Annotated in this window: 8 protein-coding genes and 1 tRNA gene; 3 read left to right on the top strand and 6 right to left on the bottom strand. The window is 56.5% G+C overall.

The features are described from left to right. Window positions 1–271 precede the first annotated feature (271 nt). Window positions 272–955, top strand: a complete 684-nt coding sequence (locus H7846_RS08940; RefSeq protein ID WP_186691543.1) for an SGNH/GDSL hydrolase family protein — start codon at window positions 272–274, stop codon at window positions 953–955. A 2-nt stretch (window positions 956–957) separates the two neighbouring features. On the opposite strand, the gene phoU is transcribed toward H7846_RS08940, so the two are convergent. From phoU to H7846_RS08960, 4 genes are all read right to left on the bottom strand, one after another. After that, window positions 958–1,632: a phosphate signaling complex protein PhoU gene (phoU, locus tag H7846_RS08945; protein WP_186691545.1), complete on the bottom strand. Its 675-nt coding sequence runs from the start codon at window positions 1,630–1,632 to the stop codon at window positions 958–960. A gap of 224 nt (window positions 1,633–1,856) precedes the next feature. After that, window positions 1,857–6,029, bottom strand: a complete 4,173-nt coding sequence (locus H7846_RS08950; protein ID WP_186691547.1) for a sodium:solute symporter family transporter — start codon at window positions 6,027–6,029, stop codon at window positions 1,857–1,859. A 118-nt stretch (window positions 6,030–6,147) separates the two neighbouring features. After that, window positions 6,148–7,314, bottom strand: a complete 1,167-nt coding sequence (nagA, locus tag H7846_RS08955) for an N-acetylglucosamine-6-phosphate deacetylase (protein ID WP_186691549.1) — start codon at window positions 7,312–7,314, stop codon at window positions 6,148–6,150. Between the two features lie 88 nt (window positions 7,315–7,402). Next, window positions 7,403–9,526: a glycoside hydrolase family 20 zincin-like fold domain-containing protein gene (locus tag H7846_RS08960; RefSeq protein WP_186691551.1), complete on the bottom strand. Its 2,124-nt coding sequence runs from the start codon at window positions 9,524–9,526 to the stop codon at window positions 7,403–7,405. Between the two features lie 225 nt (window positions 9,527–9,751). On the opposite strand from H7846_RS08960, the gene H7846_RS08965 reads away from it, so the two are divergent. Continuing rightward, entirely contained in the window at window positions 9,752–11,554 is a 1,803-nt protein-coding gene (locus H7846_RS08965) for a hypothetical protein (protein ID WP_186691553.1), read from the top strand. A 329-nt stretch (window positions 11,555–11,883) separates the two neighbouring features. Here the strand turns inward: H7846_RS08965 and secG are convergent, their stop codons facing one another. Next, entirely contained in the window at window positions 11,884–12,171 is a 288-nt protein-coding gene (secG, locus tag H7846_RS08970) for a preprotein translocase subunit SecG (protein ID WP_186691555.1), read from the bottom strand. Between the two features lie 33 nt (window positions 12,172–12,204). After that, window positions 12,205–12,289 (bottom strand) — tRNA-Leu (locus H7846_RS08975). A 144-nt stretch (window positions 12,290–12,433) separates the two neighbouring features. Between H7846_RS08975 and H7846_RS08980 the strand changes: the two genes are divergently transcribed. Then, entirely contained in the window at window positions 12,434–13,513 is a 1,080-nt protein-coding gene (locus H7846_RS08980; RefSeq protein ID WP_186691557.1) for an isoaspartyl peptidase/L-asparaginase family protein, read from the top strand. Window positions 13,514–13,573: the final 60 nt, after the last annotated feature.

Consider the following 13,573-nt stretch of genomic DNA (forward strand, 5'->3'; position numbering starts at 1 on the left):
CTCGAGTGGAGTGGGCGATGGCGGCTTTGCTTGAGATGGCCTCTATGAGGCGGGGCAAAGGCGACAGCGCACCCGGTCGCAACAACACATGCGACAGAGAGAGGCGAGATGGGCGCGGTCGGATGCCATTCCTGCCTTTAAGGGTATCTCCGAGACACCGAGGCGTCAAGAGATTTTGGCTATGGGGTGAAAACCGGCCAGATTGCTCAATTTCAGGAAAAGAAATAAACAATTGCACGCTAAAGTGAATGTGTTGAAGAAAGGGGCAGGCTTGAAGAGAGTTCTTTTGTTGGGATGGATGGCGTTAGCACTGGTAAGCGCAGGAGTGGCACAGGCGAGACGCAATGTGACAGAGAAGATTGAGTGGACTTATACCGACCGTCCAGAGATGCCAGATTCGAAGCTGCCGAATGTGCTTCTCGTCGGGGATTCGATTACTCGTGCTTACTACAAAGCCACGGCGGACTCGCTGTCTGGAAAGGCCAATGTGTATTACTTTGCAGCCTCAACCTCCGTGGGAGATGAGAGGTTGGCCCCGCAACTGGCTGAGTACTTCCGAATGATTAAGGTTCGGTTTGATGTGGTGCACTTCAACAATGGGATGCATGGTTGGGGATATACGGAAGACGAGTACCGCAGATACTTTCCAGAGCTGGTCGCGGCGGTGCGTACAGGCGCACCTGGAGCGCGGTTGGTATGGGCCTCGACGACTCCGGTACGGAAGGACCAGCAGGACGGTGCAACGAATGCACGAATCGATGCGCGAAATGCGATTGCGCTGGAACAGATAAAGAAGGATGGGATTCCGGTCGACGATCAACATGCGCTAATGATGCGGCACCAGGATCTGCATTCCGATGATGTGCACTTTACGACTGAGGGCAGCGCGATTCAGGGCACGCAAGTCGCGGAGAGTGTGTTGAAAGTGTTGCCTAAAAAGACTTCGGTTCAGTAAGGCTACTCCGCCTGGGCCAGGGAGTGTTGATGGCGCACATCGGAGCCGCGTACCCAGAAGATGACGTCTTCTGCAATGTTAGTGGCATGATCAGCAGATCGTTCGAGGTTGCGCGAGACGATGATTGCATTGAGGGCCTGCGCGCTAACCTCAGGGCGTCTCTGCATCAGATCAACGAGATCGGCCTGGACGAGACGGTTCATCTCATCCACCTGGTCGTCCATGGTGAGTACCTCTTCTGCGAGACGTGCATCTGCCTCAAGAAGAGATTGCAGGGCGGTGCGGATCATCACGCCTACTTTTTCGCCCATGTCAGGGATATCGATGGGTAGTTCGATATGGGGAACGCCGACGAGGGCCTGGGCGCGCTGCGCAATGTTCGTGGCCTGGTCGCCAATGCGCTCAAGATCGCCGTTAATTTTGATGACCGCAAGAATGAATCGCAGGTCGATGGCCATGGGTTGTTCTTTAGCGAGCAGATCATAGGCCATCTCATCGACATCACGTTCTGCGGCGTTGATGGCAGCTTCGATCTCGGTGACGTGCTCGCAGAGACCGAGATCGCCGGTAAGATAGGCCTCAAGCGCAAGAGATAGGGCCTGCTGGGAGAGCGCAGCCATGGCGAGGAGTTTGTCTTTCAGGGCTATCAGCTGCTGGTGAAAGTGAATTCGCGGCATGAGACACCTTTCCTCTTTTCGACGCAGGATTCTTCTATTGTGAAGCAGGAAGAGATGGAATGCAGTGAATTTGTGTCTGTGAGTAACGAGAAGGGCACCGGGCGAGAAGAATCGCAGGGAAAAGTTACGAGGCACGCTGCAATGCAGAGAAGCAGATTCCTCGACTCCGCTGCGTTTTGCTTGGAATGACACTTCCTAAAGCCAACTAAACCGGCATGTCATTGCTAGTAGAGCAGGTACTTTGTGCGCCTTTGACCGAAGGCATCGAGATCGCGTTGCCAGGAGCTGGCAATTGTGCGTGGGTCATCGTTGTTCTGGATAGAGAGAACCGTGTTGACGCTGACGAGCAGGCGGTTGATGCGGGCGACGTCGAACTGTTTGGGATAAAGGCGCCGGATGGCGGAGATGAGCTCGATACCAAGCTCGGGCGAGTCGAGCTGGTTGCGGTCGGTGAGCGTGAGGTGAACAGCCGGGAGTGTTTGCCCGTGATAGGGATAGCGGTTTGCATCTTCGGCGATGGTGACGGTCGAAGCGGAGAAGCTGACACCGGGGATATTACGGGCGTTGAGCGCTGTGGCCAATGCGTTGGCATCGAAGAATGGCGCGGCGATGTTCTCAAAAGGCACGGCGGTACCGCGCCCTACGGAGACGTTGGTGAACTGAAGGAGTTCGACTCCGGGATAGAGAGTGGCGGCCGTAATGTTGCGCAGATTGGGACTGGGATTGATCCAGGGTAGCCCCGTCTGGTCGTAGTACTGGGAGCGATGCCAGTTTTTAAGCGGAACAACGGTGAGTTGAGCGCTGAGCGGAACCTGAACGTTGGGCGAGGTGGTGCTGGGCAGGTGACGTTCACCGTTGATATACCGTGCGAGCTCACCGAGGGTCATGCCATGGCGTATGGGAAGCGGCATGTAGTTGGTGTAGGAGTCATGTCCCTCATCGGAGACCGGGCCCTGTACTTTTTCGCCACCGATGAGATTGGGACGATCGAGGACAATGATCTCGAGGGGGTGGCCTAGTTTTTTCTCGGCGGCTGCGGCCTCGAGGAAGTATCCGGTGACGGCTTCATAAGTGTAGAAGCGCACTCCGGCGTCCTGGAGATCAACGATAACGGCGTCGAGGTCTTTGAGCTGGTCGTGCGAAGGATGGCGTGAGGCCAGTGTACTTCCGTAGAGCGAAGTGACGGCGAGGTGTGTTGTGGGGTCGACCTCTCCCTTGATCCCGGATTCATCCTTGGTGCCGAAGAGACCGTGTTCGGGGGAGAAGATGGCTTTGAGCTCGAGGCCTGGCACAGACTTAGGGGCTTCGGTTGCGAGTAGATCTATAGTTCGGTGGCCATGAGCATCGAGGCCGTTCTGATTCGTGAGGATGCCGAGGCGGAGGTGATCGCCGTGGCGGTGAGCGGCTTCGGTAAGCGCGGTGTAGTGGGTCGATTCGAGGACGTCGATCCCCGTGAGAGTTTGGGCCACTGGAGATGCGTTATAGAGATGCAGGGCCTGAGCCGCAGCGGTGGCCACTTGTCCGCGCAGGGCGGAGATCGGCGGATTGCCGCGAGGGTGAACAGCATTTGACAGCAGAACGACGTAGGTATCGGAACCTGGATCCATCCAGAGGGTGGTTCCTGTGAAGCCTGTGTGTCCGAAAGACCCGATGGGGAAGATCGAACCACGTGGGCGCGAGAAGGCGGTGTTGATATCCCAACCGAAGCCACGAGTGGCGACACCCTTGGTGGGTTTGCCGTCAGGGGTGAAGACGACAGCTCCGTCCTGCGCGGTTGCAGGTTGCTCGGGTGTGGTCATCAACTTCAGCGTGGATTGCTTTAGTGGAAAAGGGCCTTTGTTGTAGAGGAGCTTTTCGAGTAGAGCGTTGGCGTAGAGAGAAATGTCGTGCGCAGTAGAGAAAACTCCAGCGTGTCCTGCTACTCCACCCATGCGGCGGGTGGTGGGATCGTGGACGGTGCCGCGAAGGAGATGGTCGTAGTCGGGGTTAAGAGAAGGGTTGTCCTTGGATTCGTCGTCGTGAGCGGTGGGAGCGGTCTCCGGGATGATCGTTGTGGGGTTCCAGGTATTGGGTGGACACACCATGTGCATCGCTGTGCGCGGGTTTGGGCCAGGATAGACGGCCGCTCCGGTATGAACGACAGGACCGCAGGTTTTGTCGAAAGGGTGGTAGATGGTAGAGAGCATTCCCAACGGCTTGAAGATATGCTGCTGCGCATAGACGTCGAGCGGTTGTCTGCTGAGCTTTTCGACCAGAGCGCCGAGGGTGATGAAGTTGATGTCGGAGTATACGAACTTTGTGCCTGGAGGGTTGTCGAGCTTTGACTCTATCGCCCGCTTGATGCCCTCGGCCTTGTCAGGAACGGAGAGCCCCCAGGGGTCCTTTAGTGAGACATCAGGTGGGAGGCCGGAGTAATGTGTCAGCAGTTCGCGGATTGTGACATTCTCCTTGCCATTTACGGCGAAGGCGGGCAGGTATTTGGCGACGGGATCGTCGAACTGGTACTTGCCCTGTTCGTAGAGCTGCATCATCGCGGTTGCGGTGGCCAGACACTTGGTAAGCGAAGCCATGTCGAAGATGGTGTCTTCGGTCATGGGCTCAGCGGCGGTTGAGCCGTTGGGACTGAGTTCACCTGCGACCTTACGGTTGCCATAAGCTTCGTGGAAGACGACCTTGCCATCATGGCCGATGACGACGACGGCTCCCGGGAGCTTGTGTGCGGCAACGGCGTCGTTCATGAGATTAGAGACGGCGGCGAAGTCAGGGGTTGGTGAGTTTTGTGTTTGGGCAGTGAGGTAGGGGGGAGCAGATTCTGCTACGCTGCGGAATGACAACAAAGAAAAGCCTGTAATCACCAGAGCGGCAGTGACGGCTGCTTTTGCTGCTACGCGGGGTTTTGGAAGCAGCCTGCTGGCGATGTATCCGATCACGAAGGTCGCACTTGATCCGATCAGCACATACCATGTCCAGGCGACGCGAGGCAGTGTCGTGTCGCCGAGCAGAGGAAGGCTGTTGAGATGGATGGGGCCAGGTTGGAGCCAGAGCATTATGTTGACTGCAAAGCCGACGATCATGCCAACGATGCTTCCCGCTTCAGTGGCTTTGCGGGTCAGCGTGCCAAGCAGGAAGACTCCGAGAAGAGCTCCATAGGCGACGGAGGCGATGGAGAGGCCGATTTCGACCACATGGCCTTTGCCGCCGGCATGGATGCTGTAGACAGCGATCGCGAAGAGGACAAGAGCCCACATGACGGTCGAAGAGCGGGAAATCATCATGCGTTCGCGGTCATCGGCTTCCGGGCGCAGGCGCATATAAAAGTCGACAACCGTGGTGGAGGAGAGTGAGTTGAGCGCCGCCGAGAGGTTGGACATGGCTGCTGCCAGAATAGCTGCGATCAACAGACCAGCGACGCCGATGGGCATCTCCTGCACGATAAAGGAAGGAAAGAGACGATCGGGAGCGATGCTGCTGGTGCCTCCATAGAAGACCCAGAGGCCGGCACCAATCAGAAGGAATAGGGTGAACTGTACGAAGATTACGACTCCCGATGAGAGTAGAGCAAGTCGAGATTCTGCAAGGTTCCTGGCGGCCAGCAGACGCTGCACCATCAGTTGTTCTGTGCCGTGCGATGCCATCGTGAGAAAGGTTCCGCCAAGGACGCCAGCCCAGAAGGTATAGGTTTTGCTGAGACTGAGGGCGAAATCAAAGAGGTGAAATTTACCTGCTGCGGAAGCGACCTCATGGATATGATGCCAGCCTCCAGGGACGTGGGTTCCAAGCGTGCCGATCGCAACAAGCGTTCCGGCAACATAGAGGATCATCTGGACGACATCGGTCCAGATGACCGCCGTCATGCCGCCTTCGAAGGTGTAGAGCAGGGTCAGGGCCGAGATGATGGCGATGGAGAGCACGTCTCCTGTGCCAATTGCGATGGCGACCACGATGGAGACGGCAAAGACCCGAACGCCTTCTGCTGCGGCGCGGGTGACGAGGAAGAGTCCCGCGGTCATCTTGTGGAGCGCTGGGCCGAAGCGACGGTCAATGAGTTGATACGCGGTAAGCATCTCGCCCTGGAAGTAGCGAGGCAGGAAGAGCACGGCAACGACGACGCGGCCGAGCAGATATCCGATGATGATCTGGAGGAAGCCGAAATCTCCGGTGAAGGCCACTCCGGGAACACTGATGATGGTGAGCGTACTGGTCTCTGCCGAGACGATAGAAAGGGCGATGGCCCACCAGGGAGCGCTGCGGTCAGCTAGGAAGTAGCTTTTTAGCGACTTCGCTTGGGCCCCTTTCCCATCCCGAAAACGCAGGCCAAAGAGAGTGATTCCCGCCAGGTAGAGCAGAATTAGGACAAGGTCGAACGCGTGCAGATGAGACGCAGCGGTTAAGGGCATGATTGGGAGTTTATAAGGAAAGAACGCGAAAAGGCAGATCGAATATCTATCCGGGGGGGACTTCCTGTGATTCTGAGCCCTGAGCGAAGTCGCGAGGCCCAGAATCACATAAGGAGTGCTAATTGATGAGTCGCCCGTGCAGCAGCGTCCGCATGCGCTCACCGGCCATGTTAAAGACGTTGAGATTTGCAGGACTACCAATAGTGAGATCACCGAAGCCGGGCTCCAGGTCGAGCATGGCGGCCGGATTTCTCGAGGCGAGGTGGGCCGCAACTTCAAGTGGAGCCCCAGTGAATCGCTGAAGATTCGATACCGCGCGATCAAGGGTAAGGACGCTTCCAGCTAAGGTCTGCTTGCCCTGAGCGAGATCGTCGGCCGAGAGGGCGCGTCCGTCGGCGACCTTCACCGCGAAGTTTCCGAGCATATAGTCGCCTTCGGGCATACCGGCGGCAGCCATACTGTCGGTAACGAGGATGGCGCGTTCCGGCCCCTTCGCTTTGAGCCAGAGGTGGACCAACTCGGGGGCGACATGGACACCATCACAGATCAGTTCTGCATAAAGATCGTCGTCATCTAATACCACACCCAGGACGCCGGGTTCACGGTGGTCGAGTGCACGCATGGCGTTGTAGGTGTGGGTAGCACTGCGTGCTCCCGCCTTGATGCCGGCGCGAGCTTCGGTGGCGAGAGCATTGGTGTGGCCGATACTGACTCGGACGTCCTGTGCGGAACAGTGGCGAATCAGATCAATGCCACCGGGTACCTCGGGAGCGATGGTAATCAATCGAATATATCCGGCGGCGGCCTGCTGGAAGCGGTCGAAGAGCGCAATGTCTGGTGGTTGGATCTTATCCGGCGGATGAACTCCGCGTTTAGCGTGCGAAATAAACGGACCTTCGAGGTGAATTCCAATCGGACGGGCCTGCGTAGGGTTCCAATCTGAGGTCTTCGCACGTTCGATGGTGCGGGCAATACCTTCGAGCGATGCGAGAGTCGCCTCCACAGAGGCAGTAACAGTCGTGGGCAGGAAGTGTCCGACACCATGGCTTCCCATGAAGCGGCTGATTTTGTCCAGAACCGCCGGAGTGGCCTCCATCACATCGTGGCCAGCTCCGCCATGCGTATGAATGTCGAAGAATGTCGAGGTCAGGACTGTATCGGCATTCGCTGGTGCAGAGTTTGGCTCAATGCTGACAATAAGGCCGTCGTTGTCGATTGTGACAGTGGGGCGGTCGATAACCTGGGAGGCGGTGATGAGGCGTTTTGCGGACAGGATTTCGGGCATCGGGGTTAGTTTAGACCGCAATGGGGGCTTGTGAAAATTTTTGTCGCTCCGCATTCCGCCGTGAGCAAGAGTATGAGGAGCGACAAGGCTATTTTGCCAATACCGGAGGTGCAGGAATTCCCAGCTCAGCAGCCGTGGGCAATGTTTGTGAGTTGGTCCATTGGCGCTGCGCTGTGCGCATCCGGTCTATACGTCCGAGCCACATCTGAATGGTGTAGTCGTAGCGCTCCAGATTATTGCGCAGGAAGTAAGGGCGGTAGCTCTTGAGCCATGCCTGCTCGTAGAGGTCGCGCAGCAGGGAATAGTTGTTGCGGAGGTCCTGCAGCTTGCCGTTGACGGCATTAATGGAATTCAGCTCTCGCGACAACTCCAACCGATCGTCCCGGTTCTTCGAGGTTTGCAGTGTAAAGGCATGAGCGTAGCTGTTCGCGATCTCATCGGAGATCTGGAACTTCAGTCCGATCAGGTCCATGCGACGTGCACCGAGATCCAGTACATCCAGAGCATCTGTTTCACGCAGGTTGGGATTGGCATTCCGTGCCTCGGCCACGAGGATGAGGGCGCGCTCGGCGTGTAGACGCAGCTCAGGAAGAATGGAGCGAATCTGTCCGGCGATGCGCTGTCCGTCAGCGTTCCAGGGATCCTGCCAGAAGAGTAGGTCCTGGGCGTCCACTTTATAAGAAGAGTCCTTGAGGAGTTGATGGGCAGCCATCATCTCGCGTTGGGCCTGGTCGATTTTGCCGGTAACATCGCCATGGAAGCTCGCTCCAAAACCAGACTGGAAGACAGGAATGGATGCCTCTCCCTGATGCCATGCAGCCTCGGCACCGAAGAGGATACCGTACCAATCGGCGTTGGCCAGAGCTTCGCCATCGTCGTTCCAAATGGTGTTGAGCTGTCCGGTTGCGCCAAGTCGTTGTCCGTCCGCCGTGAAGCGTTGGATATTTGCCAGGCCGTTATTCCAGTTGGGGTAGACGCGCGACCAGTTGTTAATTCCGGGAGCTACCCAGGTTTCAAAGCCTGCGTCTGTGAAAGGCTTGATGTAACGGTCGAAGCTCGGATGGGGACTATATTCCCAGGGAACGGCGATGGTGGCCTTTTTAAAGGATCCGGGGAGCTGTTTGAGGAGCTCTGGTTCTTTGTACGCAATATCGCCCCAAAACAACAGCTTGCGATTCAGTGGCTGCAGATCGGCGACGATGCGCTGAAGAAAGCCGAGATAAACGGTACCCAGTCCTTTGGAATCGACCTCGGCTTTGGTCTGTCCTTTGCCGAGTTCTACTGTCTCGTCGGCACCAAGATGTAGAAATGGGCCGGGAAAAATCTGCGCCAGTTCGTAGAACATGTCGTGGGTCAGTTTCTGCCCCTCCGGCTGTGCGGGAGCGAGCACCTGGCCGTGTGGTGTCTCGGCGATGGGGGCGTACTTTTCCCAATTGAGCAGGTAGTGAAGATGTCCGAAGGCTTCCTGCTCCGGGATGATGGTGACGTGATACTTTGCCGCGTAGACCACTAGCTCGCGAGCCTGCTCCTGAGTGAGGGTGCCTCCAGGAGGGGCCATCAATGGATGCCCAGTGTACTGCATGGTGTGTTCGAAATAAGGCGAATAGATATTGACCTTGTAAGCCGCGAATATGCGGATCTGCTTTTTCTGAAACTCGAAGGTGGGGAATGGGCCACGGGAGAGATCGTCACTGAGGCCGCGGTACTTCATCGCGGGCCAGTCGCGGATCGTCGCTGTGCGCAGAACGGCATTGGCTCCGTAGCCGGTTACCATCTGCTTGACGGTCTGAAGAGCATAGAAGATGCCGGAGTCGCTAGCCGCGGTGAGAGCAAGCCCTTTGCCATCAGGGATGATGGCATACCCTTCGGCCTTCATCTCGGCAGGGAAGTCTGTTGCCTTTCCACCAGGAGTGGCGTCGGAGAGGATTGAACGCGAGAGGGACGAGCCGTAGCGAGTGACGAGAACCGTGACAGGAGAGGTTGCATTAACCGTGATCCCCTGAGAGGCGAGATAGCTCTTCAGGTCATCTATGGCGAAGCTGTCCTCGGCCGCGCAGGGCGATGAACAGGTGATCTGAATTCCCTGAGCGAGTGACTGGGAAGAGGCTTCGCGGACCTCGCGCGGAATCGGGATCAACTTCAGCGATGACTGAGCAAAAGCAGAAACGGTAAGGCTGGCGAACAGCAAAGGAGCAACCGAAAGAAATCGCATGGGGTAACGGTAAATCAGTTACCGCAGAAACAGATAGTTGCAGCCTTCAGGAGAGGACTTCGAGTGTTAACAGATCGTGAATTATTCCTGTATTCACATAGGTTTGCCATGCTGAACGCAGCATTCAGAAAGAGCAGCGCGGCTATGGATCGCTTCTAATATAAGAATTCAAGCCCCCTATCTCTGCCTGTTTTCTGAGTGGCTTAAAAATATTTGCGAGGATCCATGACCAGAAGCTTAAGAGCTGCCCTTGCAGCAGTGCTTGTCATCGGTGTGACTACGATGCAGGCGCAAACGGGAACTTCAGCCAAAGCAACCAAAAAGGTTGTCCGGAAGAAGGCGGAGAGTTCGCTGGAACGCACCCTGCGCGAGTTGCAGGAGCAGATGCGAACTCAGCAGGAACAAATTAATGAGTTGAAGCATCAATTGGCCGATCGTGATGCCAAACTGACGTCAGCCTCTCAGGATGCTCAGACAGCCAGTGCTTCGGCAGCAACGGCAAACTCCCAGGCGCAGAGCGCGCTTGCGGCGATCCAGTCGAACCACGAGGAGATGCAGACGCTCTCGAGCTCTGTTTCAGATCTGAAGATCTCCAATGTGGGGCTTGCTCAGACCCTGAGCGATACCAGGCGGGAGTTCAACGAGAAGGTTGAATCTCCTCTTGCCATTCACTACAAGGGATTGACCATTACTCCCGTAGCTTTCTTCGCGTTTGAAACAGTATGGCGTTCCCGTTCACTAGCTTCAGACGTCAATACTCCATTCAACTCCACTCCATATATGGGTGCGGGCATGGCGCATGTCAGCGAGTTGAACTTCTCTGGCCGACAGAGCCGCGTGGGCGCTCTCTTTGAGAGTAATCCCGGTCCGTTCAAGCTTTCCGGATATGTTGAGGCAGACTTCCTCTCGGCTGGCGCAACCTCGAATGACAATCAGAGCAATAGCTACACGTTGCGTCAGCGTCAGATCTGGGGACAAGCAGCTACGCAGAGCGGGTTTGCTGTAACCGGCGGTCAGATGTGGTCGCTTGTTACTGAGACCAAGAAGTCGACGGACAACCGCACCGAGAACCTACCAATGGTTATCGATGCTCAGTATCATGTCGGTTTCAGCTGGGCTCGTCAGCCAGCCATCCGCTTCCAGCAGAGATTTGGTAAGTGGACAGCAGCAACCTCACTTGAGCAGGCAGAGTACATCTACTCGGCGTCGAATGCTCCATCGAACTTCTTTATTGGTTCGGCTGGAACGGGCGGCGGTTTGTACAACCTCACCGCCAACTACTCTAATAACGTTGCCCCAGACCTCATTGTCAAAGGCACCTATGATGCGAAGTATGGGCATTTTGAGGCGGGTGGAGTCGCTCGCTGGTTCCGTGATCGTTACTATCCCGCAGGAACTACGAATGCCGGTGCGACCAACGATACCAAAACGGGTGGCGGTTTCTTTGCAAACGTGCGGATGCCGGCATCGAAGTATCTGGACGTTGGCGTTCACTTGATGACGGGAACAGGTGTAGGCCGCTATGGTACGTCCACTCTTCCGGACATCACAGTTCACCCAGACGGCACGCTTGCGACCATCAAGTCACAGCAGGGCCTGATCTCGCTGGAAGGACATCCAACCAAAAAGCTTGACATCTGGGGTTATGCCGGTGGTGAGTATGCGCAGCGTACAACCTACCTCGCGACTTCTGGTCCGCAGGCAGGTAAGCTGGTCGGTTATGCTCCTGTCTCTGCTAACAATGCAGGCTGCAACATTGAGACTCTGCCTACCAGCACCGGTAACGGCCTGGCTGGCGCTTCACCTTATAACCCCGGTACTCCCGCAAACTGCACGGGCGCAACCCGCGCAGTCATCCAGGGGACCCTGGGCTTTACCTATCGTGTCTACTCCAACCCCAAGTTCGGACGCTTGCAGTATCAGGGGCAGTACAGCTACCTGACCCGTGAGGCCTGGACTGGTGTTGGTGGGGCTCCTAAGGCGACCAATAACATGGTCTTTACCGGAATGCGCTATTACATTCCCTGATTCAGGAAAGTCATCGAAGCAGAAAGGGGATAGATCCTCCGTCCGCCCTTCCGGCTTGCCCTCTGCCCTCTCTTTCCTCTTATTTGTAAGGAAAGAGAGGGCAGAGGTTTTTTGCCATTCTGCACCGCAACGAGCGAATCTGTTTTTGGCAAACGGTATGTCAAGTCTTTCGGAACGATGGTTGAGCGGAAGCAGTAAACCGAAAATGTGGGGCTGTAGAGAATCGAGGCTTCACGTAAGGAGAAGGAATGTGGAGGAGTGGTACTTCCGAAGGGACTTTAAAGTAAAAAGCGCAAGCGAAGGCCTGCGCTTTTTTGCAGAAAATACTGTTATTTCTTGGGGGAACTCTGAGTCGTGGGATGGCCGGAGAGGACCGACTTATCTGACGAGCGCGAGAGCAGTATCGTGAGGCCGACTGAGGTCAACATGAAGATGATCGCGCCATAGGTGGTGAGCCGGGTGAGCAGGTTAGCTGCACCACGGGGTCCGAAGGCGGTCTGTGAACCTTGGCCGCCGAAAGCTGCGGCGAGATCGGCCGATTTGCCCTGCTGGACAAGAATGACGCCGACCAGAAAGAGGGCGACCACGACATGAAGGATGACAAGAGCGACGATCATCTGGAGAAAGATGCCTTCCGGAAAGTGTTGGATTGGTGCGGAGGAGGGGACTTGAACCCCTATGCCTTGCGGCGCAAGCACCTCAAGCTTGTGCGTCTGCCAATTTCGCCACCTCCGCGTTTGACTCTGCACTTGCAGGTGCCAGAAAAGAGCGGTGAGCAATCCGAAAGTAGTATAGCATCTCATAACCGGTTTGTATGTATCTGCTGTGGTGTGGATTACGGCGAGTCATAGGGTGATCAGCTTCGCAGGAAGGAAGGGTATGTACCCAGGGCTTCGGACGAGTGTGATGGTGGCCATGTTGGGAGTCGGATGCGCGGCCGTGGCGCAGAATGTGCTGCCGACTTCAGGAGGCAGCCACCGGTGGGCCGTTGTGCTGCATGGCGGTGCAGGAGTGATCGAACGTAGGTCGATGAGCGCAGAGATGGATGCCGAGTACAGGGCGGCGCTGAAGCGATCATTGCAGGCTGCAGCGGACGTACTGGAGAAGGGCGGTTCGTCGATGGATGCGGTAGAGACCGCGATCAAGTTGATGGAAGACGATCCATTATTCAATGCAGGTAGGGGAGCGGTGTTTACAGCGAATGGGAAGAATGAGCTGGACGCCGCAATGATGGACGGAGCGACGATGAAGGCCGGGGCCGTGGCGGGTGTAACGAGGACGCGGCATCCGATCTCGCTGGCACGGGCGGTGATGGAGAAGTCTCCGCACGTGATGTTGATTGGCGAAGGTGCAGACCGGTTTGCCGCCAGCGTAGATCTGGAGCAGGTGCCCCCGAGCTACTTCTTTACGGAGCGTAGGTGGCAAGGGTTGATCCGGCAGTTGAAGAAAGAGGGAGCTCCACTGCCACAGAGGCCGCAGGGTGCGCCACCGGCTCCGAAGGGAGGGATGGCGGAGATCGAGCCTCCTGACACGCACAAGTATGGAACGGTAGGCGTGGTAGCGCTGGATCGTAGCGGCAATATCGCGGCAGGAACTTCGACGGGAGGAACGCAGGCGAAGCGCTGGGGACGTGTGGGGGATTCACCGATTATTGGAGCGGGCACCTATGCCTCGAATGAGTCGTGCGCTGTGTCGGCGACAGGGACGGGCGAGTATTTTATTCGCTTGACTGTGGCGCGGACGATCTGCGCTCTGGTGCAGTACAAAGGGATGAAACTGCAGGATGCTGCCGATGAGGTGGTGCAGACGGAGCTAAAGGCGATCCATGGTGACGGTGGCGTGATAGCGATTGCTGCTGATGGTCAGATGGCATGGAGCTTCAATACTCCGGGGATGTACCGCGGGCGAGTAGAGGAAGGGAAAGCGATCGACGTTCGGATTTACGCGGATGAGAGATGAGGCGCAGAGAATCTTTTCTCTCACGCTTTGATCGTATTTGCTGGATTAACTTGCTGCCGA

The organism is Edaphobacter sp. 4G125 (assembly GCF_014274685.1).
Lineage (GTDB): Bacteria > Acidobacteriota > Terriglobia > Terriglobales > Acidobacteriaceae > Edaphobacter.